At 56.6% G+C, this 25,820-nt stretch carries 24 protein-coding genes and 16 tRNA genes; 5 read left to right on the plus strand and 35 right to left on the minus strand.

The features are described 5' to 3' along the window. Positions 1-8 precede the first annotated feature (8 nt). Together zwf and D7M11_RS32465 are read right to left on the minus strand one after the other, a co-directional pair. Positions 9-1,568 carry a glucose-6-phosphate dehydrogenase gene (zwf, locus tag D7M11_RS32460; RefSeq protein ID WP_120751442.1) on the minus strand — a complete coding sequence of 520 codons (1,560 nt, stop codon included), beginning with the start codon at positions 1,566-1,568 and terminating at the stop codon, positions 9-11. 114 nt (positions 1,569-1,682) lie between these two features. Next, positions 1,683-2,441 carry a YwmB family TATA-box binding protein gene (locus D7M11_RS32465; RefSeq protein WP_120751443.1) on the minus strand — a complete coding sequence of 253 codons (759 nt, stop codon included), beginning with the start codon at positions 2,439-2,441 and terminating at the stop codon, positions 1,683-1,685. A gap of 237 nt (positions 2,442-2,678) precedes the next feature. Between D7M11_RS32465 and D7M11_RS32470 the strand changes: the two genes are divergently transcribed. Beyond that, on the plus strand, positions 2,679-3,065 hold the full coding sequence (locus tag D7M11_RS32470; RefSeq protein ID WP_120751444.1) for a hypothetical protein: 387 nt from the start codon (positions 2,679-2,681) through the stop codon (positions 3,063-3,065). Positions 3,066-3,191: 126 nt separating this feature from the next. Here D7M11_RS32470 and D7M11_RS32475 read toward each other — a convergent pair whose 3' ends face one another. From D7M11_RS32475 to D7M11_RS32535, 13 genes are all read right to left on the minus strand, one after another. After that, on the minus strand, positions 3,192-3,647 hold the full coding sequence (locus D7M11_RS32475) for a GNAT family N-acetyltransferase (protein ID WP_120751445.1): 456 nt from the start codon (positions 3,645-3,647) through the stop codon (positions 3,192-3,194). 776 nt (positions 3,648-4,423) lie between these two features. Then, positions 4,424-5,473, minus strand: a complete 1,050-nt coding sequence (locus D7M11_RS32480; protein WP_120751446.1) for a zinc-binding dehydrogenase — start codon at positions 5,471-5,473, stop codon at positions 4,424-4,426. A gap of 56 nt (positions 5,474-5,529) precedes the next feature. Continuing rightward, positions 5,530-6,660, minus strand: a complete 1,131-nt coding sequence (locus tag D7M11_RS32485) for an aminotransferase class V-fold PLP-dependent enzyme (RefSeq protein ID WP_158606959.1) — start codon at positions 6,658-6,660, stop codon at positions 5,530-5,532. Positions 6,661-6,703: 43 nt separating this feature from the next. Continuing rightward, positions 6,704-7,441, minus strand: a complete 738-nt coding sequence (locus tag D7M11_RS32490) for an MBL fold metallo-hydrolase (RefSeq protein ID WP_120751448.1) — start codon at positions 7,439-7,441, stop codon at positions 6,704-6,706. 69 nt (positions 7,442-7,510) lie between these two features. Beyond that, complete coding sequence (locus D7M11_RS32495; protein ID WP_158606960.1) at positions 7,511-8,680, minus strand: M20 family metallopeptidase; 1,170 nt, start codon at positions 8,678-8,680, stop codon at positions 7,511-7,513. 264 nt (positions 8,681-8,944) lie between these two features. Beyond that, on the minus strand, positions 8,945-9,655 hold the full coding sequence (locus D7M11_RS32500; protein WP_158606961.1) for a GntR family transcriptional regulator: 711 nt from the start codon (positions 9,653-9,655) through the stop codon (positions 8,945-8,947). A gap of 248 nt (positions 9,656-9,903) precedes the next feature. Next, entirely contained in the window at positions 9,904-10,548 is a 645-nt protein-coding gene (locus D7M11_RS32505; RefSeq protein WP_120751451.1) for a response regulator, read from the minus strand. Continuing rightward, the gene (locus D7M11_RS32510; protein ID WP_120751469.1) at positions 10,532-11,578 is read right to left on the minus strand and encodes a sensor histidine kinase; all 1,047 of its coding nucleotides are present in this window, start codon (positions 11,576-11,578) and stop codon (positions 10,532-10,534) included. The genes D7M11_RS32505 and D7M11_RS32510 overlap by 17 nt, the downstream gene beginning before the upstream one ends. A gap of 113 nt (positions 11,579-11,691) precedes the next feature. Further along, complete coding sequence (liaF, locus tag D7M11_RS32515) at positions 11,692-12,339, minus strand: cell wall-active antibiotics response protein LiaF (protein WP_120751452.1); 648 nt, start codon at positions 12,337-12,339, stop codon at positions 11,692-11,694. Between the two features lie 174 nt (positions 12,340-12,513). After that, positions 12,514-13,209, minus strand: a complete 696-nt coding sequence (locus D7M11_RS32520; protein WP_120751453.1) for a PspA/IM30 family protein — start codon at positions 13,207-13,209, stop codon at positions 12,514-12,516. A 3-nt stretch (positions 13,210-13,212) separates the two neighbouring features. Beyond that, positions 13,213-13,647, minus strand: a complete 435-nt coding sequence (locus tag D7M11_RS32525; protein WP_120751454.1) for a PspC domain-containing protein — start codon at positions 13,645-13,647, stop codon at positions 13,213-13,215. Beyond that, positions 13,644-14,318, minus strand: a complete 675-nt coding sequence (locus D7M11_RS32530; RefSeq protein WP_120751455.1) for a PspA/IM30 family protein — start codon at positions 14,316-14,318, stop codon at positions 13,644-13,646. Before D7M11_RS32530 ends, D7M11_RS32525 begins: the two co-directional genes overlap by 4 nt. 58 nt (positions 14,319-14,376) lie before the next feature. Beyond that, positions 14,377-14,679, minus strand: a complete 303-nt coding sequence (locus tag D7M11_RS32535; RefSeq protein ID WP_120751456.1) for a LiaF transmembrane domain-containing protein — start codon at positions 14,677-14,679, stop codon at positions 14,377-14,379. A gap of 250 nt (positions 14,680-14,929) precedes the next feature. On the opposite strand from D7M11_RS32535, the gene D7M11_RS32540 reads away from it, so the two are divergent. After that, on the plus strand, positions 14,930-15,469 hold the full coding sequence (locus tag D7M11_RS32540) for a hypothetical protein (protein ID WP_120751457.1): 540 nt from the start codon (positions 14,930-14,932) through the stop codon (positions 15,467-15,469). Positions 15,470-15,599: 130 nt separating this feature from the next. Then, positions 15,600-16,661 (plus strand): Gfo/Idh/MocA family protein, encoded by a 1,062-nt coding sequence (locus D7M11_RS32545; protein ID WP_120751458.1) that lies wholly within the window; start codon positions 15,600-15,602, stop codon positions 16,659-16,661. Between the two features lie 69 nt (positions 16,662-16,730). Here D7M11_RS32545 and D7M11_RS32550 read toward each other — a convergent pair whose 3' ends face one another. From D7M11_RS32550 to D7M11_RS32560, 3 genes are all read right to left on the minus strand, one after another. Continuing rightward, on the minus strand, positions 16,731-17,927 hold the full coding sequence (locus tag D7M11_RS32550; RefSeq protein WP_120751459.1) for a GNAT family N-acetyltransferase: 1,197 nt from the start codon (positions 17,925-17,927) through the stop codon (positions 16,731-16,733). A 53-nt stretch (positions 17,928-17,980) separates the two neighbouring features. After that, positions 17,981-18,985, minus strand: a complete 1,005-nt coding sequence (gene moaA, locus D7M11_RS32555) for a GTP 3',8-cyclase MoaA (protein ID WP_120751460.1) — start codon at positions 18,983-18,985, stop codon at positions 17,981-17,983. Between the two features lie 206 nt (positions 18,986-19,191). Next, positions 19,192-20,226, minus strand: a complete 1,035-nt coding sequence (locus D7M11_RS32560; RefSeq protein WP_120751461.1) for a LacI family DNA-binding transcriptional regulator — start codon at positions 20,224-20,226, stop codon at positions 19,192-19,194. A 143-nt stretch (positions 20,227-20,369) separates the two neighbouring features. On the opposite strand from D7M11_RS32560, the gene D7M11_RS32565 reads away from it, so the two are divergent. Then, positions 20,370-21,713 (plus strand): FAD-dependent oxidoreductase, encoded by a 1,344-nt coding sequence (locus tag D7M11_RS32565; protein WP_120751462.1) that lies wholly within the window; start codon positions 20,370-20,372, stop codon positions 21,711-21,713. A gap of 121 nt (positions 21,714-21,834) precedes the next feature. On the opposite strand, the gene D7M11_RS32570 is transcribed toward D7M11_RS32565, so the two are convergent. After that, positions 21,835-22,953, minus strand: a complete 1,119-nt coding sequence (locus D7M11_RS32570) for a Gfo/Idh/MocA family protein (RefSeq protein ID WP_120751463.1) — start codon at positions 22,951-22,953, stop codon at positions 21,835-21,837. A 180-nt stretch (positions 22,954-23,133) separates the two neighbouring features. Here D7M11_RS32570 and D7M11_RS32575 point away from each other — a divergent pair, with 180 nt between their 5' ends. Continuing rightward, positions 23,134-24,012 carry an AraC family transcriptional regulator gene (locus D7M11_RS32575; protein ID WP_240041413.1) on the plus strand — a complete coding sequence of 293 codons (879 nt, stop codon included), beginning with the start codon at positions 23,134-23,136 and terminating at the stop codon, positions 24,010-24,012. A 137-nt stretch (positions 24,013-24,149) separates the two neighbouring features. Here D7M11_RS32575 and D7M11_RS32580 read toward each other — a convergent pair. From D7M11_RS32580 to D7M11_RS32655, 16 genes are all read right to left on the minus strand, one after another. Then, a tRNA-Leu gene (locus tag D7M11_RS32580) sits at positions 24,150-24,229 on the minus strand. A 6-nt stretch (positions 24,230-24,235) separates the two neighbouring features. After that, positions 24,236-24,309 (minus strand) — tRNA-Arg (locus D7M11_RS32585). 11 nt (positions 24,310-24,320) lie between these two features. Then, positions 24,321-24,394, minus strand: a tRNA-Cys gene (locus D7M11_RS32590). 9 nt (positions 24,395-24,403) lie between these two features. After that, positions 24,404-24,478 (minus strand) — tRNA-Gly (locus tag D7M11_RS32595). A 12-nt stretch (positions 24,479-24,490) separates the two neighbouring features. Beyond that, positions 24,491-24,562 (minus strand) — tRNA-Gln (locus tag D7M11_RS32600). Between the two features lie 12 nt (positions 24,563-24,574). Continuing rightward, positions 24,575-24,650 (minus strand) — tRNA-His (locus D7M11_RS32605). 18 nt (positions 24,651-24,668) lie between these two features. Continuing rightward, positions 24,669-24,742, minus strand: a tRNA-Trp gene (locus D7M11_RS32610). Positions 24,743-24,753: 11 nt separating this feature from the next. Further along, positions 24,754-24,839 (minus strand) — tRNA-Tyr (locus D7M11_RS32615). Between the two features lie 26 nt (positions 24,840-24,865). Then, a tRNA-Thr gene (locus tag D7M11_RS32620) sits at positions 24,866-24,941 on the minus strand. A 39-nt stretch (positions 24,942-24,980) separates the two neighbouring features. Further along, a tRNA-Phe gene (locus D7M11_RS32625) sits at positions 24,981-25,053 on the minus strand. Between the two features lie 27 nt (positions 25,054-25,080). Next, a tRNA-Asp gene (locus tag D7M11_RS32630) sits at positions 25,081-25,157 on the minus strand. Between the two features lie 65 nt (positions 25,158-25,222). After that, a tRNA-Met gene (locus tag D7M11_RS32635) sits at positions 25,223-25,296 on the minus strand. A gap of 15 nt (positions 25,297-25,311) precedes the next feature. Further along, positions 25,312-25,387, minus strand: a tRNA-Val gene (locus tag D7M11_RS32640). A 114-nt stretch (positions 25,388-25,501) separates the two neighbouring features. After that, positions 25,502-25,573 (minus strand) — tRNA-Glu (locus D7M11_RS32645). A 30-nt stretch (positions 25,574-25,603) separates the two neighbouring features. Then, positions 25,604-25,691 (minus strand) — tRNA-Ser (locus D7M11_RS32650). Positions 25,692-25,694: 3 nt separating this feature from the next. Then, positions 25,695-25,770, minus strand: a tRNA-Asn gene (locus D7M11_RS32655). Positions 25,771-25,820 lie beyond the last annotated feature (50 nt).

Here is a 25,820-nt window from a genome sequence, read left to right on the forward strand (position 1 = left end):
CGGCCCGCTTACTTCGATGTTACCGGCGTCGCCCAGACGACTTCGCCTTCAAGCTGGCCGTTGACCGGCCACCATTTGAAGCCGTCCTCGGCAAGCAGCTGCTGAGCCGCATCCGGTCCCCACGTACCCGCCGGATACCGGTGCAGCTCCGAGCTGTGATCGCGCCATGCCGACTCGATTCGGTCGACGAACCTCCAGGCCAGCGCCACCTCGTCCCATCTCGTAAAGTAGGTGGAGTCGCCGCGCGCCGCATCGTACAGCAGCCGCTCGTACGCCTCCGGCGTATTGATGCCCACCTCGCAGCTTTGGCAAAAATCCATCGCGATCGGCACGATCCCCCACTGGGAGCCCGGCTGCTTCGCATTCATTTTCAAATAGATGCCTTCCGTCGGATTGACGCGGAACACGAGCAGATTCGGCTCCAGCTTCGTCTTGCGGGAAAAATAAACGTTGTCCGGCATATTTTTGAACTCGACGACGACTTCGGTCGTTTTGACCGGCAACCGTTTGCCGGTGCGAATATAAAACGGAACGCCCGCCCAGCGGAAGTTATCGACGAATACTTTGGCCGCGAAATACGTCTCCGTTGCGGAATCGTCAGGAACGCCCTCCTCGTCCCGGTATCCCGGAACGGGCTTGCCCTTCATCTCGCCGGTGTCGTATTGGCCGCGCACGACATGACGGGCCACCTCCTCCGGACTGTGAAACACGCGGAGCGAACGGAGCACCTTTACCTTCTCGTCGCGGATGTCCTCCGGCTCCATCCGGCTCGGAGGCTCCATCGCCATCATCGTAATCATTTGCAGCATATGGTTTTGCCCCATATCCCGCAGCGCTCCCGCGTGGTCGTAGTAACCTCCGCGCTCCTCGACGCCGACCGTCTCGCTGAGCGTAATCTGGATATTGGCGATATATTTGTTGTTCCAGAGCGGCTCGAAGAAGGCGTTCGCGAACCGGACAACTTCGATGTTCTGCACCATTTCCTTGCCGAGGTAATGGTCGATCCGGTACACTTCCTCTTCCTGAAACACTTGCCTGATTTGCTCGTTCAGCTTCTCCGCCGACGGCAGGTCGTAGCCGAACGGCTTCTCGATGACGAGCCGGCGCCAGCCCTCGGTCTCCAGCAGCCCGCCATCCCGCAGATTATAGCTGACGCTGCCGAACAGCTCCGGTGCAAGCGCCAAATAAAACAAGCGATTGCCGCCGATATCGAATTTGGCGTCGAGCTGCTCGGCGACCGTTTTAAGCTGCTGGAACTGCTCCAGCTTGTTAATATCAAGCGACATATAATGGAAATGTTCGGCGAACTGTTCCCAGTTATGATCCTTTTCGGACTTGTAGCGGGCGAACTCTTCAATAGAATGCTTGACGTCGTCGCGGAACTGCTCGTTCGTCCGCGGACGGCGTGCGAGACCGATGACGGCAAACCGCTCGGACAGCTTGCCTTCCCTAAACAGACTGTAAATGGCCGGAAACAGCTTTCTGCGGGCCAAATCGCCCGTTGCGCCGAAGATGAAAAAAAGCGTGCGATCCGCTCCGAAATCTGGAAGTTCCGCTGTATGTGTCATGCTTCATCATTCTTTCCTTAAGTATTTGCAGTCCGCCTTGCCCGGCGGAGCCTGTTAGTAGTTTAGCATATTGAAACCGGACAAGCTATGGCCGGCAATCAATTGGAATCCCTTTCAGGGCTCGGAAATCATGAGGGGAGTCGCTATCGTCAGCCTGTACGTGCCATAGACGGAGTCGCGGTGGAACGCCGCCTGCAGATTGATTGTCCCTGCCGCGCTGCGAATGCCCGGCTCCAGCAGCTTGCTGTTATACGAAATAATTTCGCTGGAGGAATCTTTGTAGGAGTCGACCGGCTCCGCCTTGAAGCTGGCGGCCACTTTCCCCTTCAGCGCCTTCATCGCCTCATCCGACCAAGCTCCCGCTCCTCCGCGGAGCGTAATCATCCACTTCCCCTGTATGCCCAGCTTCTCGAGCCGCGCCGACGACTCCGTCGTCCATGCCAACAGCTTAATCTTCTCCGTACCGGCCGGGGCATCCAGACGGACGATCAGATTCGTCGAGCCGTCGGCCCAGCCGGACAATGCCACCTCGAGCTTCCCCCAACCTTCGGGCTGCGTTGGCCCAGACGAGCTGTACACCCGGTGCCCATTTGCATCGCGAACCGGCTTCGACGGAGACAGGCCGAAGCCTACCGCCACTTCATTACCGAGCGCGGCAAACGAATCGTCGTCGACCGCCCGACGGTATGGCCCGGAATGCTGCACCGTCGCGGAATAAGCGGCCGAATACAGCTTGTCCGCCATTTGCAGCATGGTCTCCGCATTCGATAGCGGCGTCAAGACCGCCCGATTGGCGCCCGTGTACGCCATCCAGCCGCCCAGCAGCAGCGCCCCGAGCAGCAGTACCGCCCACAATCTGTTTTGCAGGTTCATCGCCGATTCCTCCCGCGATAGTCCCTCGATCCGTATTTCATCCAGTTACTTCCTATTTTAGCATATTCGCACGGAGGTTGCATGGAAGCGGTCCGTATGCGCGAACACGGCCCCCAAACAGCGACCCCTAGGCACCGTCAAAAATAGGCGCAAGCTCATAGGCATGCGACCATGCGCGGAATTCCCCTGTGAATAGCCTATATAGGGAAGAAACCTATCAGGGAGGCGCTATGACGCATGGAACAGATCGTTCCCATAAATGAAGAAACCTGCACTCATTTCATAGGGGTTCCGGTATGCGCCGTTCTTAACGACGGCAACAGGCACTTCGGCATTATTAGCAAAGTGCGCAAAGGCAAACTCATTCTGAATGATTCCTCCGAAGACGAGTCGTCCGGAGCCGTGAAGCGATCGAAGGGCGAGGCCACCAAAACCACCGCAGCCAAAACGAGAAAAACGCCAACTTCGCGCAAATCGAAACGGGGCTTGCAGCTTTCCGCCTTCCCTCCCGAAGCTCCCGCGGAACACTTCGAGCCGTTCGAAACTCTCGAGCCGAGGTCCCCGTTCGGCGCCAAAGTATCGGTCGATTTGGCGAACATCGCCGGGCTGTTTCCGCTGCTCTGACCCCATTCCCCGCAAAGTGAGATAAGCAACGAGGCGTATGCCGGCGGAGCGGCCAGTAGCGCCAAAAAGCTTCCGATCCACTCTCTCTCTCCAGTGGCGGAAGCTTCTTTTTTCGAGAAAATGCGGTTACAGCCGTTTAGCCATCACAATAAACGCAAACGAAGGGACGTACTCCGACTCGCCGTATCCGTTCCTTGCGTAAAATAGCCGCGCCTTGCCGTTTGCCTCGTCGACGAACAGCTTCATCTCGCGATACCCGCGCTCGCGGGCATAACGCTCCGCCTGCTTCAGAAGCGCCGTCCCCCACCCTTTGCCTTGACTGCCGGGCTCGACGGCGAGCAGATCGAGCAGCATCGTCGTGCGGTCCGACGATCGGACCGAGACGAAGCCTACCGGCTTTGCCGCTCTTCTCGGCGCAGCGACAAAGGTGACGTCACCGTCCAGCCTTCTCCGCACGTCGGCCGGGTCCCAGCGCGTCTCCGGTCGCGTCAGAACCGTGTAGACGAATAGCTCCTGCTTCACCAAACCCAGAATCGTCCGGTCATCCCGGCGGGGATTGCGCGCCCGAATCATGGCTCTCATCCTTCCGTATTCGGCTTGCCCGGACCGGGACCAACGCGTGAAGCTTCAGCGGGACGTCGATAGGCAGGCTATACGGACAGTGTATGTGGAAGCCGGATCGATGGTGAACCGGCTAACCTTTAACGTTACAAAAGTTTAACTTCGCTAAGCATTAAAGTGAAGTGCGGCCAAGTTAGGAGCTGTCCAGGGGCATGGAAGCGGAAGTAAAAGTTCCGCTATGACTGGTGGAACGCTGTAACTCAGGCGATAACGGAAGCGGAAGTTCCGTTAAAGCCGCCTATAGGCCGAGTGGATCCGGGCAAATGAAGCCATAAAGGAAGTGAGGCTTCCTCTATGCAAGCATAATAGGCACGCAAAACGGCAATAACGGAACTGGCGGTTCCGCTGATCGGGCAATAACGGAAGAGGAAGTTCCGCTATCGCTGGCAAAACCTTATTTCTTCCACCACTTCTTGCTCATCATCCACGAGAAAGCCACTGTTGCCACCAAGAAAACTACAAGCACGATCCATTGCGTACTGCTCATGATCCGTTTCCCCCACCTGTATTCGGCGGTACCCCGCCTTGCTATCGTTATTGTACCGGGAACGAGGGCAAGCGTCAAAGCAGCGCAAATCGGCTCAGGAGGGGACGAAACAACGAATAAAGGAGCCGCCCTCGGCGACTCCGTACAGATCCAATTCTATAATTACTATGTTCTCGTCCGGCAAACTTCACCGCCGTAACCATACTCGCGTACTCGCGTGAAATTCCGGCCCGGCGCAAGCCCCTCAGCCTTAATGAGGCCGCAAAAAGATCTTGCCTGCATCGACGCGTCCTGCGACCAATTCCGCAAAAGCGTCCGCTCCCGCCTCAAGCGGGCGCACCTCCGTCCAGCCCTGCTCGGTAATCCGCCCTTCCGCGAGCAGCCGGACCGCATCATGAAAATCTTGCGCGGAGTAACAAAACGAGCCGAGCACCTCGATCTCGCTGCGGATCAAATGATTGATCGGCAGCACCGTATCGTCGATGCCGAGGCCGATATTCATCACCGTGCCTCCCGGCCGCACGAGCCGCATCGCCGCTTCCCGCGTCGGCTGAAATCCGGCGGCGTCGATCACCGCATCGAGCCCGCCCTCGCCGAAGACCGCCCGCACCCGCGAACCGAGGTCCTCCTCGCGCGGATTCGCCGTCTCGAAGCCGCCGAGTGCCTCCGCTGCCGCGAGCCGCTCCGCGTTCGTGTCGGCGATCAGCACGCGCGAGGCGCCGAGCAGCTTCGCCGCAAGCGCGCACAGCAGGCCGATGCCGCCGGCGCCGAAGACGAGCGCACCCGCGAACGGGTGCCGCTCGAGCGCCCGGCGCGTCGCCCGCAACGAGCAGGCGAGCGGCTCCGCCAGCGCCGCGCGAAACGGGCTCATGCCGGCATCCACCGGCACAACGGCGGATCGGGGAACGGCCACGAGTTCCCCGAAAGCGCCCGGCCGGTGGACGCCGACGAGCGTCCGTTTCGCGCATAGCTGCGGGAGCCCGCGGCGGCAGGAAGCGCAGTCGCCGCAAGCGGAGAGCGGGTTGACGACGACACGGCTCCCCGGTGCAAGCTCCGCCTTCTGCTCTCCGCCAGTTGAACCGCCCGCCCCCTCCTCCGCTGCGACGATCCTGCCGCAAAATTCGTGCCCCATCACAAGCGGCGGCACACGCAAGCTGTTATGCCCCAAATAACCTTCGATCTCCGAGCCGCAGATGCCGACGGCATCAACGCGAATGAGTACTTCACCCGGCTTGCATACGGGGTCGGCCAGCTCGCGCATTTCCATCTTTTCCGCCCCGGTCCATAACAACGCCTTCATATCGATTCCCCTTATCTTCGTCTTGCCGCGCTATAGGTGCCGAGCTGACTTTCGCGCTAAGCGGGTTTTCCTGCAAGTGCCGCAAGCTGCCGAGTCAGCTTATCCACATCTGCCGAGCTGTTATAGAAGTGAATCGAGGCGCGAATCCGCCCGTCTCCGCCCCATACATACGTTCCCTGCTGCATCAGTTCGTCCGCAAGCCGCTCGCCGTCAGGGCATACGAACGAGATGTTGCCCGCCCGCTGCTCCGGCTGCTCCGGCGTCATCGATTCATAGCCGAGCCTCCGCATCTCCTGGATCAAATAACTGCCAAGGTCCAGCACATGCCGCGAAATGTTGTCGATGCCGATCGACAGCAGCAGATCCGTCGCCGCTTTCATTGCATAAACGGTCGGATAGCTCGGATAGCCGGCCTCGAACCGCCGCGCATCGCGGAAAAAGCGGAACTGCTCGAACCGGGTGTCGCTGAACATATCCTCCACGCTTCGCCAGCCGACATAACGGGGCTCGAACTGCTCCGTCCGCTGCGGATTGATCGCAAGCACGCCCATCCCGTGACCCGCCATCAGCCATTTGTACGAGCTGGCCACGATAAAATCGGCCTCGTCCATACGAACCGGCACAACTCCGAGCGATTGCGTGGCGTCGACCAGCAGCAGCGTATCCGTCTGCTGCAGCTCCCGATAAAGGTGCGAATAATCGATGCGCACCCCGGATAAATAACTGACGTGACTCGTAACGACGATACGGGTATTCGCATCAACCCGCGCTAACAAATCTTCGGCGGTAATCCGCCAGTTGCGGCTTGGCACTACTCTAACTTCAACGCCGGACGACTTCAGATGAAGCCAAGGAAGAACGCCGGACGGAAACTCGAGATCGTGAATGACTACGTTGTCGCCGGGCTCAAACCGGAATGATGCGGCGATCATCGAGATCGCTTCGGAAGCGTTTGACATAAGCGCGATATGCTCCGGCTGTCCGCCGAGCAGCGCCGCCAGATTGAGCCGAAGCGCCTGTTCCGCTTCGCTGTTCCGCAGACGCCCCGTCGGGCCGCCCGACCGGTTATACACATAAGCGTTAACGGCATCCAGCATCCCTCGGAAAGGAGGCGATTCGGCCCCGCCATAAAACCAGGCCCGATCTTCCATGCCGACAAAAGCGGATCGTTCGATTAAAGCTTCCATCTTTTCGCCACCCCTCCTGTACATTCGCCGAACTTCTTCACGTTTACAAATTTGGAGGAAGATCCAGCCTCCGGAAGCAATCATGCGCCCGCTCGATATGGCGATACGCTTCCTTCAGCACGGGCGCCCCGTGTCCCGCATACAGCGTATCGATGCGAAGCCCGTGCAGCTTCGCCGTTGTAGCGGCATAATCCTGAATCGAGCAATCCCACGTCGATTGCAAGACGACCCGCCCTCCAGCGAAAATAACGTCGCCGGCAAAAATCGCCCGGCCGTCCTGCCCGTCCCACATATAGCTGACGTGCCCGCGCGCATGTCCCGGCGTATCCAGCACGGTCAGCTCCAGCTCGCCGACCCGGATGCGATCGCCCTCGGCTACCGCTCTGCCGACCGGACAGGCCGGAAAGCGGTAATCCTCGGGGTAAATGCCTGCCGCTATCGCCGCAAGCAGACTGTTCTTCTCCATGTCGCCCCGTTCCATCCACGGAGCGGCCTCGGCGGCGGCAATCAGCTCGGCGCCGTAGCGATCGTGAAAATGCTGGGCTCCCGCCGCATGGTCTCCGTGCGCGTGCGTGAGCAGCAGCTTCGTAATGCGCGACGGGTCGATCCCCGCCGCGGCGATATTCGCCTCGATCCTATCCGGCTCCACGCCGCCGCCCGCATCAATAAGCGCACACTCGGAGCCGCCGTCCAGCAAATAAACGTTACAATCGATCGGATGCGTCATCTGCAGGCCGTGCCGGCCGCTTCCTACCATATGAACGCGAGATGATATACGCATACAAGTCCTCCCCAGCAGCAACAAAATAATCGCTTCCTCCGTTCCGTGCAACCAGAAACGGCCTACGGCCTATAACCGGCCAAACGTGCGGGCGAGCTGCAAATAAAACTCCGCCGCCTGCTCGACGTCCGAAACGGGAACCCATTCGTCGTTCGTATGCGCCTGAGCGATAGAGCCCGGCCCGTAAATAATAGATGGGATACGCTTGAACTCCTGAAGCTTGCTCGCATCGCAGCCGTATGTAACGCCGCGCAGCCGATTGCTGAGCCCGATCGCAGCCGCAGCCTCCCTGGCCGCCAGGACGACCGGAGTATCATGCGGCGTGTCCAGCGCCCAGTCGTGCAGCAGACGCTCTGCGGTCAGCTTCACCCGCTCGGAACCGAGTTCGCTTGTCAGCCGCTCCACGAGCTCGCGCTCGACGATTTCCGGACGCTCCCCGGGAATGAGGCGGCGGTCGATCTCAATAACGCAGCGATCGGGCACAATATTGATCTGCGTGCCGCCGTGAATCGTGCCTACGACGATCGTCGGACTTCCGCACAGCGGATGAGCCCGGGTAGCCAGCTCCGGCTCGAGCTTCTCGTGAATAAACCGCAGCACGCGCATCATCTGCATGACGGCGCTGTCGCCTTCGTCCGGCATCGAGCTGTGGGCCGCCTTGCCGTGCGTCGTCACCGCCATCCGGACGCAGCCTTTGTTCGCCACCGTAATGCCAAGCTCGGTCGGCTCCCCGACCACGGCCCCGGCTACCGGGATGTCCAGCTCGAGGAACGCCATCAATCCCCGATACGCATGCTCCTCGTCCACCGATGCGCAGAGAAGGAGGTCGCCTCCGGCAAGCTCCGGCTCGGCCGCGCACCGCTCCATCGCGTACAGCATGCCGGCGAGCGAGCCCTTCGTATCGCAGGCTCCGCGCCCGTAGAGCTTGCCGTCCCGGTACACCGGAACGAGCGCGTCCGGCATCGTGCCGAGCGTTACCGTGTCCATATGGGCTTCGAACAGCAGCGTTTTGTCCGGCTTGCCGACACGCAGCTCGATCAGAAGATTTTCCCTTCCGGGAAATACCGGCTGTCTCGTCACGGTCAGTCCCGCCGCTTTGCACCGCCGCTCCACGTAATCCGCCATCGCCCCTTCGCCATGCCCCGCCTTATCGAAATGCGGGTTGACGCTCTGAATGCGGATCATATCCTCCAGCATCGCCAGCGCAGGATGCTTCTCGATCTTCTCCGGTTGCGCCATATTGGTCTCCTTCTGTCCGGCTTGCCGCATGTACGATCGATACTCACGATCCGATCGTTCTGTGGATCGGGCGGCGCCTATCGCTTGTTTGTTGTTCAGAAAACGCTTTCTTAAAGGCGACCCGTCTGTACCGAATGGCCATCATACCCGGCAGTCGGGCGGATTTCATTCACACGACGTATTAAACATTATATATAATATATATTATATCGTCAATCGTTCATCCGTCAACAAAGAAAAAACAGGCCCGCAGAGCGGAGCCTGTCAAATCCACAGCTTCTCATCAAATTGCAGCGGCTGGTCCCTCTTCTCGGACAGCTGCACAAAATCGCGATACGACCGGAAAATGTGCTTGCGCATCGTGGTCTCCGCTTCGTCCGGATTCCGTTTCTTGAGCACTTCGATCAGCTCCAGATGCTGATCGACTTCCTTCTGCTTCGTCGATCTGGCTCCGAGCAGCCGGTTCACGAGCGAAATCTGGAACGAGATCGACTGGTACATGTTCATCAGCCGGTCATGGCCCGCCATCTCGATAATCGTCTTGTGAATATGCGAAGAATCGTACAGCAGGCTCGACACCGAATCGTCGTTCAGCTTCAGCTTCATCTGCTCGTAGAACGATTCCAGCTCGGCAATCTGCGCATCGGTCGCGTTCTGCGTAGCCAGCCGGATCGCCAGCCCCTCCAGCATGGAACGGACCGAATAAATTTCGAACACGTCCTTCATATCGAGCGTCCGCACCATCGGCCCTTTGTTCGGCACGATCGTAATGACGCCCTCCCCGTGCAGATGGCGGATCGCCTCCCGCACCGGCGTCTGGCTGACGCCAAGCTCGCGGGCCAGCTTCGTTTCCACGATCCGGTCTCCCGGGTTCAGTTCGCCGGAAATAATCTGCTGCTTAATATATTTGACCAGTTCTTCGCTAATGTTCTGCTTCTGAATAATTAGCGGTTGGTTTTGCATCGGTTGATCCATCTTCGGCTCCATCCTCGCTTACGCATCTTGCTTGGCTTATTGGTTAAACATTATATATACAATAATATATAATTTCCTCTATTTATGTCAACTTCTCACGAAAAGAAGCGGCCCGCACACCGGGCTTCCCTTCCACGCAAATAGCTCTCACCGGGGATGAGAGCAGCACATGCGTTATTCAGCTGGATGCGAAACCGGCATGGCACGCACGATGCTTTTCAAATGAGTGGGACTATACCCCATCCAGCTTACTCGACGATACCGTGCTTGAACGCGTATATGGCCGCCTGCGTCCGGTCTTCCACGCCCAGCTTGGCCAAAATGTTGGTGACATGGAATTTAACCGTCTTGATCCCGATGAACAAGGCGTCGGCCACCTCCTGGTTCGACTTGCCCGAGGCGATCAGCTTGAGCACCTCCATCTCGCGGTCGGTCAGGTCGTGATGCGGTTCGGCGGCCGGCTTCGGCTGGCGGAAGCGGTTCATCATCTTCGCTGCCACCTGCTGCTCGAGCACCGATTGCCCCTTGATGGCGGCCCGGATCGCCTGGGCGATTTCCGAGGCACGCGACGTTTTCAGCAGGTAGCTGAACGCGCCGGCTTCGATGACCGGGTACATTTTTTCGTCGTCCAAAAAGCTCGTCAGAACGATGACTTTGATGTCCGGCATTTGCTGCAGCAGCTTCCGGGTCGTCTCGATCCCGTCCATCCCTTCCATAACCAGGTCCATCAAGACGACGTCCGGCTTGTATTCCTGCGCCAAACGGATGCCCTCGAGCCCGTTGCTCGCTTCGCCGACAACCTCGATTCCGTCCTCGGTTCCGAGCACGGCCGCCAGACCGATACGCACCATCTCATGGTCATCCACCAGCAACACTTTAATTTCCGCTTCCATCCGTCATTTCTCCTCCATCTTCTGTCAAGATCGGCACGCGGATCTCGATCCGGGTTCCTTTGCCGGGAGCGGTGACGAATTGAATCGCCCCGCCGATTTCATTGACCCGCTCCTTCATCGACTGGATTCCGTACGAAGCATGCTTATTCTCGTCCATCTCGAAGCCAACCCCGTTGTCCCGGATGGACAGCCGGATATTGTCCGATGGACGCTGAAGCTTTAGCTCAAGCAGGCTTGCCTTCGAATGGCGCAGTGTGTTCGACAGCGCCTCCTGCACGATGCGGAACAGATGGTCTTCGATTCCTTTCGGCAGCCGTATGCTTTCGTCCATATCCCACGTAATCTCGATCGGCACCTTCGCCTGCAGCTCCTGCAGCAGCTCGCGAAGCCCTTGGGACAAACGCTTGCCCTCCAAATGAACGGGGCGCAAATGAAGCAGCAGGGCCCTCATCTCCGACTGGGCGACCGATGACATTTCCTCGATCAGCGCGATTTGCCGCTTCGCCTTGTCGAAATCTTTATCGAGCGTTCGCCCGACGGCCGTAGCCGTCATTGAGATTGCAAATAGCTGCTGGCTGACCGCGTCGTGCAGCTCCCGGGCCAGCCGCTGGCGTTCTTCCACGACGGCCGACAGCTTCGCCTTCTCCGCCAGCTCGGCGTTGTTCGTCGACAGCCGCTGGAGCGACGAAACCTGCTCCTCCCATCTGGTGCTGATTCGTCCGAGCTGCTCGCCGATCCGTCCGATCTCATCTTGCCCCAGATCGGGAATCGGCCGGCTGAGGTTGCCCTTCTCCAAATGCAGCATCGAATCCTGAAGCTGCTCCAGCCTGCGGGTCGTCCGGCTGGACGACCAGAACCCGAATGCCCCGCCAAGCACCGTTACGGCGCCGATCAGTAGAAGGCTGATCATTACGCCTTCCCGCCAATTCGAGAACGGCCTTATGTAGCCGTAGTAGTTGAGAATGTAGATGATGGTTCCGAACAAAAAAAGGCTGAGAAGGATCGACTCGCCCATGCTGCGCCATATCATGTTCGTCAGTTTTTTGTTCACGAGCGATCCTCCCAAGAGCTTTTCCCGCAGGGAAAAGCTTCTTTCGTAAGCGTTACTGAGCTTTTCCCGCAGGAAAAGCTTGCTTCGTAAGCCTACACCAATTTAATATCAATATCTCCTACTAAGTAGGAAATGAGTATTTTCACTTTTTGATCGCATGTTTCGTAATTCGGCGACTGCCAGACGACCTTGTTCACAAGCCCGGTCTCCTTTTCGCTTCCCGCCTTGATCTGCCCGACCAGTGCGGATGCGTTGACGCTGACGCCGATAAACTCCGGCACAATAATATCGACATCGCCGAGTCCTCCTTGCACAACGATCGTTGTCTCCTTCTGATCGAGGATGACGAGCGACATGTCCATATAAATTTCGCCGACGACATTCCACATGCTCATATTTTTGAGTTCCCACGGCTCTTTGTCCCGCTTAAAGCTTTCGAGCAGGCTATGCTTCTGCGTGAACGAATCGTCCCGGTGAGCCTGCTTGGACTTCATATAAAACAATCCGAGTGAGATCAGTACAATCGACAAGATGAATGCGAAATTGCCGCTGAACAAAACAATAATCCCTACGATTAGAATACCATAGCCGATTTTATCCGGCGACGATCTTATTTTGTAAACGCCGAGCGCGATGAACGACAGGGCGGCAATGGTAAAAAAGCTGAAGTAATGCTGGATTAAGATGAATAGTCCCGCCACGATGAGCACGATGGCCGTATTGCGGTTCCGGTTTTCCATTGCCGCACCTCCTTTTCTCGATCGCATGATGTGCACGGCACAGCATTTCGGTATCGCAGCGCCACATACGCCGCGTATTTCCCAATCGCGGGAAAAGCCATAGCGCGAACCGCTTCGCCCTATGGCCTTGCTCCCAAACTAGAATATCATAATTTGCCAAGCGCTACAAAGCGATTATTCGGCAGCGGCGGCAGGCGCCGGGGACATTTTTTCCTTCAGCAGTTGAAGCTGCTCGTCGATCTTCTGCTGCTTGGCTGCGTCGATCGTTTGCACCGATTGCAGCGCGGTTGCCGGCACATATGGCGTACGAGCGATTTCGGCTTCGACTTCGAGCTGAATAATTTTTTCTTCCATCCGCTGGAACCCGCGGGAAGCATTGCCCGTCTCGACCGAGTTCACCGTCGTGACTTGAGCCATTTGCTTTTTCGCTTTCGCCAGCTCTGCGCGGCTTGCCAGCTCATTGCGCTTGTTGCGCATTTTGTAATATTCGTCCTTCATCGCATGCAGTTGACCGAGAAGCTCATCGGCTTGCCCTTTCGACTGCGCATGCGTTTCGCTCAGCTCGACGATCTTCTGATCGTAATAAAGCTTCTCTTCGAGCGCTTGGCGAGCGATCGCTTCATTGCCCTTCTTGAGCGCTTCGGCCGCTTTAGCTTCGCGGTCCGCACTCAGACGGATGGATTCGTTCAGACGCTCCAACAGCTTGCGTTCGTTTGCGATTTGACGGGCAACCGTCACTTCCGCCTGGGCGATTTCCTCCTCCATGTCGCGGATGTACTGGTTCAGCATAACAACCGGGTCCTCCACCTTGTCAAGCAGCTCATGCACCGATGCCTTCGTCATATCCTTGATCCGTTTAAATACTCCCATTGTTTACACGTCTCCCTTCTCGTATTTGGACAGTTTGGCTTTCAGTTCTTGAATTTCGTTCCACATTGCTTTACTTTCGATGTCTTTCATCATGTGATCCAGCTGCTCCTCAGGCTGTGCGGCCGGTTTGGCGGCAGCAGCGCTGTAATGAGGTGTATGCGAATGCTGGTAGCCGTATCCTCCCTGAGGGGTGGAATAAGCCTGGTGGCCTGAGCCGTATTGGTTCCACGAGCTCGCAAGCGGAGATTCGATCCCCGGCTCCTTCGGAATGACAAGAGCCGCTAGTATATAGATTGGGATCAGAATCCCGCCGGTGAAAAACGTCGTTACGACAATGATCAGTCGCAGCAGCGTCGAGTCCACCTGGAGCATGTCGGCCAATCCGCCGCATATACCGAACAGCTTCTTGTCCCTTTGGGAACGGTACAGCTTCTTCATTTCAACCATCCTTCCTTCTCGAGCTTGGCGCGCAGCTGGGTCAGCTCGTTTTCAAGCGCCTGCTGCATCGCGCTCCCTGCATGGGCCAGTTCCTTGCCGAGCTGGCGCACATCGCGCAGCGAGCGGGTTTCAAGCTCCATATCGGAAATTCGTTCTTCCAGCCGGTGGAACGTACGGCCGTTCAATCCGCCGTAGCCGCCGCGCATCGATTCGTTCATTCGCTGCTGCAGCCGTACCGACTCCAGGCGGGCCATGTAATATTGGCGTTTGCCGAGCACTTCGTCGAAGTCGCGCTTCAGCCCATCGATTTGCTCCTCCAGCTCGACGATCGAATGCTTGCTCTGATCGTACAGATCCTTGTACTGCTCATACTTTTCCTCTTGCAGCATTTTTTCCTGCAAGGCCATCTTGGCGACTTGCTCTTCCCCTGCCTTGAGTGCGATCATCGCTTGCTGCTCGCGTTTGTCCCTCAGTTGCTCGGCCGCAATGACCTGCTGCCGCAGCGACTGGGCGTGCGCCATCATTTGGCGGTACACTTTTTCCGACTGCATGATTTGCTCTCGCTGAGCGGTCAAATATTGATCGATCAACTTGACCGGATCTTCCGCCTGCTCGAGCCTCTCGTTCAGGGTAGCGACGGTTATGTCTCTCATCCGCCTCATCAGGCTCATCGATTATGTCCTCCTTTGTGGAATCGAATGTATGTGTAAATTTTCGGTCAGGCATTTGTTACAGCATCGTGCTCTGCTTCTTCTTCAGAATCGTAAAGCCGAAGTAGATGAGCCCCACCGCGAAGATGATGGCGAACAATGTGGAAAACTTGCCGAGCAGCGCGATCAGACCGACTACGAAGATGACCCAGCCGAAAAACTTGCTGCCGTTTCGAATCCCGTAGTAGCCGAGACCGAGCAGGGCGATCGGGAATAAGTAGCTCATCAGGAAGCCAAGGCCGAGGCCGATTTTGCCTAACAGGATAAGCGCTCCGCAGCCGATAAGCAGAATGGCGAGTCCGCTTTTGCCGTTCAGTTTCATATCTCTCACCGCCTTTCGTTGTGTTGTGTTTCGCTTATGTACTCATTGTAGGCGATCCGGGGTCCGGTCAAAACGGACCCGCGACGGTTTTTGCTACTAGCCCTAGGTCGGGCGCCCGGGACCGTCTAGAGGTACCTTCGTCCCCACCCGGAAACGGAGGCTGCGGCTTGGAAATAGGCATAGATTTGCGGCAAAAGGGCAATCTACTGTTGATATTGGTTCATGATCGTATCCTGAGAGGAGTTTGCCCATGCTGAGCCGAACCGCCATCCTGCTCGGGTGCGGACTGGCTTTTTCCTTAGGCCAACCGCTGCCGGACCGGGAACCGGCCGCCGTGCCCTTATCAGCAGCCGTGTCCCCCGCCCCGATCGCTTCGTTTGCCGGGGCATCGGCGCCGACCGTCCCGTTGTCGGCACCTGCCGTTCAGCTATTCGATGTCGTCCAAGGCCGCGTCATCCGCACGGCGCCGAATTCGCTGGCGTTCCGCCGTCTAGGGGAGTCGTGGATCGCCTCCATACGCGGGGCGTGGCAAGGCTTTCGGCTCGATCCGGAAAGCGGCTACATTTTGAAAATACCGTTTGAGCCTGCCGTCCGTGTGAACAGCGGCTGGTATCGCGGCGAGGTGCGGGAGCTGTATGTAATGTGGGACCCGCTAACGCCGCACGATACGAGAATGATGCTGATGGGGCCGGAAGGGAAACCGCGCATGTTTCATGTGAAAGCGGATGCGGGATCGTTCGTGGAGAAGTTCAAGGAAGGGCAGCGCGTGCTGACGATGCCGGGGATGTAGGGAAGACATGTATTCAGGTTCGGAAAAAATCTCCGGAATGGCGATGAAAATCGAAAAAAAGTATTGTTTATTTCGTCCCAAAGGCTACAATGAATGTGTGTTGTATCCTTGAACCCCGGGAGGGAAAACCATGAGTAAAACGAAGGTGGCCATTATCGGCTGCGGTACGATAGCGAACAGTGCCCACATTAAAGCGTATTTGGCCAATCCGGATGCGGAAATCAAATATTTCTGCGATCTTATTAAAGAAAGAGCGGAAAAAGCCGTGAAAGATTACGGCTGTGGCGAGGCCATTGAGGACTACCATATTATCTTGAACGATCCGGAAGTGGAAGCCGTTTCGATCTGCACGCCGAACAACGGGCACTCCACGATCTCGATCGACTGCTTGCGCGCCGGTAAAAACGTACTGTGCGAAAAACCGGCAGCCCGCACGTATGCCGAAGCGCTGGAAATGCAGAAGGTGCAGCACGAAACCGGCAAGGTGCTTAACATTGGCGTCGTCAACCGGTTCAACACGGGCGTTAACATCATCAAAAAATTGATCGAGGACGGCGAGCTCGGCGAGCTGTATCACGTTTACGTCAGCTTCCGCGCCCACCGCTCCATCCCGGGGCTTGGCGGAGCGTTTACGACGAAGGCGATTGCCGGCGGCGGCGCCTTGATCGACTGGGGCGTTCACTATCTCGATATCGTCATGTACTGCCTTGGCGACCCGCGGCCTCAGACGGTCACCGGACAAGCCTACAGCAAGCTGGGCGTCGAAATGGAGAACTACGCCTACACGAGCATGTGGGCGGGACCTCCGAATTATAAAGGTACGTACGACGTAGACGACTTCGTAACCGGCATGATCCGCACCGAAGGACCAACCGTCACGCTGAACGGCGCCTGGGCGCAAAATATCGGCGTCGGCGAGTCGTATATCGACTTCCTCGGCGACAAAGCGGGCATCCGCCTGCAATACGGCAAGGAGTTCGTCATGTACAGCGCGAAAAACGGCGCCCTGCTCGAAACGACGCCGAAGTACACGTCGCGCGACATGTTCCAAAATGAAATCGACGGCTTCATCAACTGTGTGCGCACAGGTGAAAAATCGCCGGCCCATATCGATACCGTCATCCTGTCGTCGCAAATTATTCAGGCGATCTACGATTCGTCCGAGCAGCGCGCGGAAATTTCGTTTAAATAACCTGTAGTATACAGAAACCTCCGTTCGTTTGCGGAGGTTTTTGCCGTTTTATAATCATGTGTCGCCAGCTCAGTAGTAGTCCGGCAAATAAGACGACCGGCGCGGTACTAGCTGTTCCCATCGTTTTGTTTCCTGTTCGGAGCCGCTTAGCCTTCCTGCCTTGAACATAAAGGCGGGACGCTTGTAGCCCATCAGCATCGCGGTCATCGTCTGGATATCGCAGGCGACTCTGGAATTGTCCTGCCCTTCGGCTCCCGTTTCGCCTTGCGCCGCAGCTTCCACGGAAGCTCGTCCGTCTCCATTTATACACACGGTAAAATGGCCGTCATTCCAAGGAGCGTAGCGGTCGCTCAGCCGCACCTCCAGCCTCTCCTCCCGTCCTGTCGCCTCGAACGTATACTGGGCAACGAACCGCTCGAAATCGACAATGCGGGCCGAGAAATAGGCAACCGTCTCCTGAACGATGCGCGGATCGGGCAGCAGAAACGACAGCTCGTCGTCGCCCGGCGCCTGCAGCAGCTTGACCGTATCGCACATTGAATCGTGGTTCGCGATAAAGCGCCACAGCCCCCTTCTCGCGGATTCGTCCAGAAACGCCATTTCTCCGATGTCCATGACGCGGTTTTTCACCTTGTACAGCATATACCCGCGAGGATCGCCGGCATCGTCGTAATACACGGCGGCTTGTCCGCCCTTTTGCTTGAACACGGTATGCTGCCACCACGACTCGTCCCGCACCAGCGTCCCGTTATACTGTCGGGCGTACCGGCTGTACACTCGATCCAGCAGTTGCCAATCCCGATCAGCTCGCTCTATGCGCCCTTCGGTATGCTCGTAGGCGGGCAACTGGGCCGCCTTCAGCTCGTACTTCTTGTAATCGGTATACAGCTCCCAGCCATACTTCCGGTAAAACGATACGGCGAACGGATGCAGGCAGGATAACGTCTGGCCGTCCTCCTTCATCGCCTGGAGCCCCTTCTGAAGCAGTTGGGACACCATTCCTTTGCGGCGGTACTCCGGCCATGTCGCCACGCTTGCTACGCCGCCCATCCGGATCGGCTCGCCCTGCACATACATGCGCATATCGTGGATATGCACCTTGGCCGCCATGTTCCCGTCTACAAAATAACCCCAGATCCGGTCCGGGTCCATCCGCCGCTTCCGCTGCTCCCGCTCCTCCGGCGTTACGTCGTATTGAAACGCATAACACGAAAGCGTAATGCTGTCGTCCAGCTCGTCTTGCCTCAGTGTTCGTATCTCGTCCATGCAGCACGTTCCTCTCTATGTAAAATACAGCGCAATCGGATGGAAAACGCCGTTTACCCGCCGATCTGCGACATCCGCCGCGACGTAGGCGTATGCGACTGTTTCGCTTGAAGTAACGCCTGCGCCATCTCATGATTCTCGGGCTTGACATCAAGCGCCCGGCAAAATAGCCGCTCGATCGCTTCGTCATCTCCGATCGCCTTGCGCACGTTGAATTCATCCGTCCAGTACAAACACGGCTTGATATTGCCGTCCGCCGTCAAGCGGAGACGATTGCACGTCTCGCAAAAATGGTCGCTGACCGGATGAATCAGCCCGAACGATCCCTTCGCCCCGCGAATCCGGTAGTTTCGGCTCGGGCCGTTTCCATACACCGATTCCGCCTGCTCGACCGACCAGCCCATCGCCTCGCAGCGCTCCAGAACGGCAGATAGCGGTAAATACCGGCTTCGCCAGCCATCGTCGTTATGCCCGATCGGCATATATTCGATGAAACGGACGGTCAGGCTGCGCTCTATCGTTTGTTGCAGAAAATCTCCGATTTCGTCGTCATTGATGCCTTTCATCAAAACGACGTTCAGCTTGATCGGATCAAAGCCGACCCGCACACTTTCCGCCAGGCCCGCCAGCACTTTGCGGATGTCGCCGCCGCGCGTGACAAGCGCAAACCGGTCGGCCCTCAGCGAGTCGAGACTGATGTTGACGCGTGTAATCCCGGCGGCGCGCAGCCTCTCCGCCCGGGGGGCCAGATGAATGCCGTTCGTAGTCAGCGCGATGTCCGCGATGCCTGGAATCTCCGACAGCCTGGCAACGAGCTGCTCCAGGTTTTTGCGCACGAGCGGCTCCCCGCCGGTCAGCCGCAATTTACTCACGCCGAGCCGCGCCAGCACCCGGACAACAGACACGATTTCATCGAAGCTGAGAATGGATTCGTCCGGCTCGAACTCCATCCCTTCCTCCGGCATGCAATAAACGCAGCGCAAATTGCAGCGATCCGTCACCGATATACGCAAATAGTCGTGCACCCGCCCAAAGCGATCGATCAGCTTGACTGCCATTCCCGTCCCCCCCTGCTTCGTTTCGTCTTCTTCTATTGTAACACACAAGCATTTTCATCACCGCAACGACAATTTAGGATCAGGTCGAAGCAATTGCTGCCAAGAACGGAAAAAACGCCGGTACGCATACCGACGCCGCTTCCTCCGTTACTCCAACTTAACCGATTTCGGAAGGCTTCACTTTCCGCATCTGACCGATACCACCCTCAGATTCGCACAGCCGCCGTCGTCCTCCCCGCGTAAAATTCGCCTCTAAGCCGGATATGCTCGAAAGGCATGTGCGGATTGGCAATCCGCCATAACATGCGGTCGGCCGCGCGATACCCGGTTTCGCGAATGAGCAGTTTCGGTCGCGAGCAGCCGGGAAGCTTGTCCGACGCTTCGTTCAAAAACGCTACAAACGAGCATTGTCCGGGAACGTCCACGCCCATACCGCGCAGCGCGTCGTATACAGCCGCCGCTTCCTCGTCAAGCCCGCAAATGATCGCAGTCGGCTTCTCCCGCCGGAACCGCATCTCAAAATCGTCCAGCCACTGTCTGCCCGCTTTTCTGACCGTACAGTGACGGCTAACGTCAACCGTCTCTCCCCCCGCCCTCATCGCCTCAGCGAAAGCAAGCCAGCGCAAAGCGAACCCCCTCTGGCCGCTCTCATCGCCCACGTACATAATACGCTTGTGGCCGAGCCGGAGCAGATGCCGGACGGATTGGTGCATCGCTTCGTGAACGTCCCAGATCACACTGTCCAGACGGGACTCCGGAGGGGGATAATTCAGCAGCAAACGCGGGATGGGAAGCTGAAGCAGCTTATTCTCCACGGTCTCATAACCCATTCTCGGGGCGATGAACAAGCCTTCGGCATACTGAAACTCGCTCGCCTCCGCCCAATCCGCGAAATCCCTTTCTTTTAGGCTCGGCGGCAGCAGCACCGGCTCGACACGATGGCCGAATTCCTTAAACCGCTCGTGCAAACCTTCCAGCAGCAGCCTGTTGAAGTTGAGTGAATACACGTTTTGGACTAGCAGAAACCGCCTTTGCAGCACAGGATACGGGGTTATGTTTTCGTAGTGGAGCGCCCGCTTCTGATCTTTTGTCCAATAGCCCTTTTCCTTGGCCAGCTTCATCACTTCGCTGCGGGTTTGCTCGGACATGCCGGGTAACCCTCGCAGCGCCTTCGATACCGTCTGTATCGTCAAATTCAGCTCCTCGGCCAAATGCTGCAACGTCACTCTGCTGCGCCGCACCGCTCTTCCTCCTTCAAAGCAACCATTTTTTAAACCAATTTTAAACTAAATGGATGGCTCCTGTCCCTCTATAATTAGAAAAAGGCTATCTCCTTCAGCGGCCAGCCGGTTCCTGCCACACATTTCAAACGGGAGTGATACACATGTACAAAACGATACAAGCCGACGTCGTCGTATGCGGCGGCGGACCCGCAGGCATTAATGCGGCAATAGCAGCGGGAAGAAGCGGGGCGCAAACCGTTCTAATCGAACGCTACGGATTTCTGGGCGGTATGTCGACCGCGGCTCTCGTCTATCCGTGGATGACGTTTCACACGATGTCAGGCAAGCAAGTGATCCGGGGCATAGCCCAGGAAATCATCGACAGGCTTATGCGAATGAGCGCGTCCCCGGGGCACGTTCGGGACACGGTCGGATTCGTTCATACGATAACGCCGTATCATCCGGAAATGTACAAAATCGTCGCCCTCGACATGCTGAAGGAAGCAGGTGTGCGTCTGCTCGTCCACAGCTTCGTCGACAAGGTGCAAACGGAGGGCAGCGAGATCCGTTCCGTGCGGCTTACGACCAAGTCCGGTAAAATCGAGGTGAACGGACGAATGTTTATCGATACGACAGGAGATGCCGATATTGCTTATCTGGCCGGAGCTCCTTGCCTGCAAGGACGAGACGGTGACAAACTGACACAGCCGATGACGATGAAATTCCGGATGCGGGGGGTCGATCTGGAGCGGGTCAAACAGTACATGCTCGCTCATCCGGACGAATTTTACAAAAAAACGCCCTTCGAAGAGCTCGAGACACTGCCATTGTCCGGCGTTCTCGGTTTCTATAAACATTGGAAGGAAGCGAGCTTGCCTATTAATCGGGACCAGATCCTGTTTTTCACCGGACCGGAGGAAGATGAGGTGCTCGTTAATACGACGCGGGTACAAGGGCTCGACGGAACCGACGTAGAGGATTTGACCGAGGCAGAGGAGGCAGGACGGAGACAGGTGCTGCTTGTGGCTGCGTTTATGCGTGACAAGCTGCCGGGCTTCGAGAAAGCTTCCATCTCGTCCGTAGGGGCGCAGATCGGTGTGCGGGAGACGCGTCGGCTCGACGGCGTTTACGCGCTGCAAGCAGACGATGTCGTGCAGGGCAGACGGTTCGACGATGTCATCGCGCGGAGCGGTTATCCGATCGACATTCACGACCCGTCCGGTAAAGGCGTAACCGCCGCCTGGGTGCAAGGAGATGGGGCCTACGATATCCCTTACCGCTGCCTGCTGGCCAAGCGGATAACGAATCTGCTGGCCGGGGGGCGCTGCATCAGCACGACGCATGAAGCTCTCGCCACGACTCGCCTGACGCCCAGCTGCATGGCAACGGGGCAGGCCGCGGGTACTGCGGCGGGTATTGCCGTCCGACATGGCGTTTCGCCTGCCGACATCGATATCAAGGAATTGCAGCTAGCTTTGACACAAGCAGATGCGGTGCTTGCTTGATAAGGATAGCGGAGCAAGGCTCCGGCCCGGCTCCGCTTCACTTTTTGGGGCTGCTTTTGGGGGCTCCCCCTAAAGTACCCGGACTATGCTTCGTAGGTTCGCTTCACTTTAGGGGGATCTTTTACCACTCCACCGCCTGGAACGTCCCCGTTTGCGCAGACTCTCTCGCCTTCAGGCACAAAAGCGCGCTATCCAGTCCGCCCTGCAGCGGGCTGATCGATTCGCCCTCCCCTTTCATCAAATCGATAAAGCTTCTGGCTAGAACGGCATCCCCGCCGAAATGATCCTGGCTCGATTCAAAGCGGTGCGTCTCCGTACGCGGCGTATGGTGCATAATGACCTTGACTTCGTTTGTAAAAAAGTCGAAGTCTACCGTCCCCTTGTACCCGATAAATCGCGCTCCCCGCGTTCCGGCAGAACGCCGGGCAAAAAAGTTTTGCGAATACGATACATGCATGCCCGTTTCATAACGGATCAGCGCGCTTCCCGAATCTTCGTTGCCGGTATCCTCGGCAAAGGAGCAATATGCCCAACTGGTGTTTTTCTGTGGTCCGTGTACGGTGCTATCCGGACAAGTCCGATTTTCCTCGCAATCGGCGCATTTTAACCCGGCCGGCTTCGTCCCCTTGAACACTTGCTTGGACGTCATCGCGCACACTTGCGTGGGGCGAAGTCCCAGCACATACTGGATATAATCGAAGTCATGAGTCGCCTTCTGTAAAAACAACCCGCCCGTTTCGTTCTCGTCGCGATACCAATTGTGGAAATAAACGCCCCCATACGGTACGTTGTTGATCGCCTGCACATGCTCCACCGTGCCGATTTTACCCGAATCGATAATTTCTTTGACAAGCTGCACAGGGGCTGTTACCCGCAGTGGAAACGAAACGACAACTTTGCTTTTTCCGGCTTCGCCTCCCGCCTTCAGCCTGCGGGCATCCTCCATTGTCGTAGCGACCGGTTTTTCCAGAAATAACGGAATCCCCGTCGGCAATACTTTCAGTGCCATTTCCGTATGAAGCGAACAGCGGGTGCCGATCAGGATCCCATCCAACTGCTCCGCATTCAGCATAGCTTCCGGCGTAGAATAAACCGGCACTGCTCCTTCTTCAAACCCTTCAACCACTACATTTTGCCGAATATCGGCAATCGCGTGAACCACACAAGCGGAATCTTCTTTTTGAATACTTTTGATCACATTTTTAATACGGCTTCCGTAACCGATGACGCCCAGCTTCATCGGGCTTGCCCCCTCCCGGTTTTACATTCCCCCTCATTGTAAGGAGAAAGGAGCGGTAAATCTTTATCCGGAAAGCCGAACGATTGGTCTTTTCGCGAGAAACGCTCTTCCCGAAGGACCAGCATCCGCGCTATGATAGAGGAAGAGATTTGCAAAACGATCGGCAAAGGAATGTTCATCATGCGCTACCGTCGAACCGCGCTCACTACAATGCTATCGATCGAAAACCTGATCACGATGCACTATTTCGAGTTCGGTAAATATTTTCGTTTTCGTGGAGAATCGCATGATTTTTGGGAACTGTTGTATGTGGATAAGGGAGATTTGGAAGTTTGGGGAGACGAACGATGCTACCGGGTGAGCCAGGGCTCGATCATTTTTCACAAGCCGAACGAATTCCACAAGTTCCATGCGGAAAACGGCAAAGCCCCTAACGTCATCGTCCTGACATTCGACTGCGCATCGGAAGCGATGAAGCGGTTTGAAAACGCGGTCATTTTACTTCACGACGAAGAACGGGAGCAGCTCGCAAAAATTATCGAGGAAGGTGCGGACGCCTTCGGCTTTCCGTTTAAGTATCCGCTGACGCTGCAGGATAACGCTCCGGTCGGCGCGATCCAGATGCTCAAGCTTCGTCTGGAAATGCTGCTAATCCAGCTGCTGCGCCGCGACGATTGGAGCGGAGGACCGGCCAGAAGGACCCTTCCGGCGAAAAAGGAAGAGTACGACGAATTAACGCGCGGCGTGATCGAGTTGTTGAAGCAGTCGCTGGGCTCTCCGGTCAGTCTCGACTGGCTGTGCGGGGCCCTGAACGTATCCAAGACGCGGCTTAAGGACGTGTTCAAGCAGCACACAGGCTACACAGTCATGGACTACTTCGCCAAGCTGAGGATGGAACAGGCCAAACTGCTTATACGCGAGAGTACTTACAATTTTACCGAAATCGCCGCCTTGCTCGGCTTCAGCACGGTGCATGTATTTTCCAAAGCGTTCAAACGGTACTACCAGATGTCGCCGTCCGAGTACGCCAATTCCGTCAGAGGTTTGGTTCGGGTGTAAAGCTAATTCGGGAAACTGCCGGCCAATCTGCCGCTTATGGCAGCGCTTCTGTTGAAAGACAGGACTGCTGCCCGGAAGCAATCACATGCAATAAAAAAGCTCTCAAGACAAATTGTCTTAAGAGCTTTTTTCAGTACTGCCGGTGAAGGGACTCGAACCCCCACGGTTTCCCTCACGATTTTGAGTCGCGCGCGTCTGCCAATTCCGCCACACCGGCTAAAAGCGTGCCCTAAGAGATTCGAACTCCTGACCTTTTGATTCGTAGTCAAACGCTCTATCCAGCTGAGCTAAGGGCACATGTAAAATGGTGGAGGCGCCACCCAGATTCGAACTGGGGGTAAAGCTTTTGCAGAGCTCTGCCTTACCTCTTGGCTATGGCGCCAAAATAAGATGGAGCGGACGACGAGATTCGAACTCGCGACCCTCGCCTTGGCAAGGCGATGCTCTACCACTGAGCCACGTCCGCAAAAATAATGTACTGGGGATCTAGGATTCGAACCTAGGAATGACGGAGTCAAAGTCCGTTGCCTTACCACTTGGCTAATCCCCAAAAAAAAAGATATGGGGCGATCGATGGGACTTGAACCCACGAATGCCGGAGCCACAGACCGGTGCGTTAACCCCTTCGCCACGACCGCCACGTAATAAGTTTTTTCTGGCAGGGGCAGCAGGAATTGAACCCACACTAACGGTTTTGGAGACCGCTGTTCTACCTTTAAACTATGCCCCTATAATGTTAAATGGTGGAGGATGATGGATTCGAACCACCGAACTCGTCAGAGAACAGATTTACAGTCTGCTGCGTTTGGCCACTTCGCTAATCCTCCATATGACCGATCCCACTTGGGATAACTGGTGCCGCCGAGAGGACTTGAACCCCCAACCTACTGATTACAAGTCAGTTGCTCTACCAGTTGAGCTACAGCGGCATATCTTGCTTACACCGTCCAGCAGTGTAAACATGATGATGGCTTGGGACGGAATCGAACCGCCGACACGAGGATTTTCAGTCCTCTGCTCTACCGACTGAGCTACCAAGCCTCATACGCAATACAAATTTTAAAGTAATGGCGGAGCTGACGGGATTCGAACCCGCGGTCTCCTGCGTGACAGGCAGGCATGTTAGGCCTCTACACCACAGCTCCACTATATAAATTTCTCTTAAGCAACAAACCAAATCACTTTAGTCGTCGTAACCTTAAAAGAATAATTGCGGGGGCAGGATTTGAACCTGCGGCCTTCGGGTTATGAGCCCGACGAGCTACCGGGCTGCTCCACCCCGCGTCGTTAATAAAGATATGGTGGACGCTGACGGGATCGAACCGCCGACCCTCTGCTTGTAAGGCAGATGCTCTCCCAGCTGAGCTAAGCGTCCATATGTAAAGTGACAAGCTATAATATATCAAACCTTTTGTTAAAAAGCAACTGTTTTTTTCACTCCGATGAACCTGAAGGTTCTCATCCCCAAATCGAAGCTATAGGAAGAAAGTGACCCGTAGGGGATTCGAACCCCTGTTACCTCCGTGAAAGGGAGGTGTCTTAACCCCTTGACCAACGGGCCATGCATGGAAACATTTTAAAAATGAAGCTACGGAGAGAGAGGGATTTGAACCCTCGAGACGCTTTTGACGCCTACACGATTTCCAATCGTGCTCCTTCGGCCACTCGGACATCTCTCCATATGGCTCCCCGAACAGGACTCGAACCTGTGACAACTCGGTTAACAGCCGAGTGCTCTACCAACTGAGCTATCAGGGAATGTACATCCGCTTGGCAACGTCCTACTCTCCCAGGACCCTGCGGTCCAA

The organism is Paenibacillus ginsengarvi (assembly GCF_003626695.1).
Taxonomy (GTDB): domain Bacteria; phylum Bacillota; class Bacilli; order Paenibacillales; family NBRC-103111; genus Paenibacillus_AB; species Paenibacillus_AB ginsengarvi.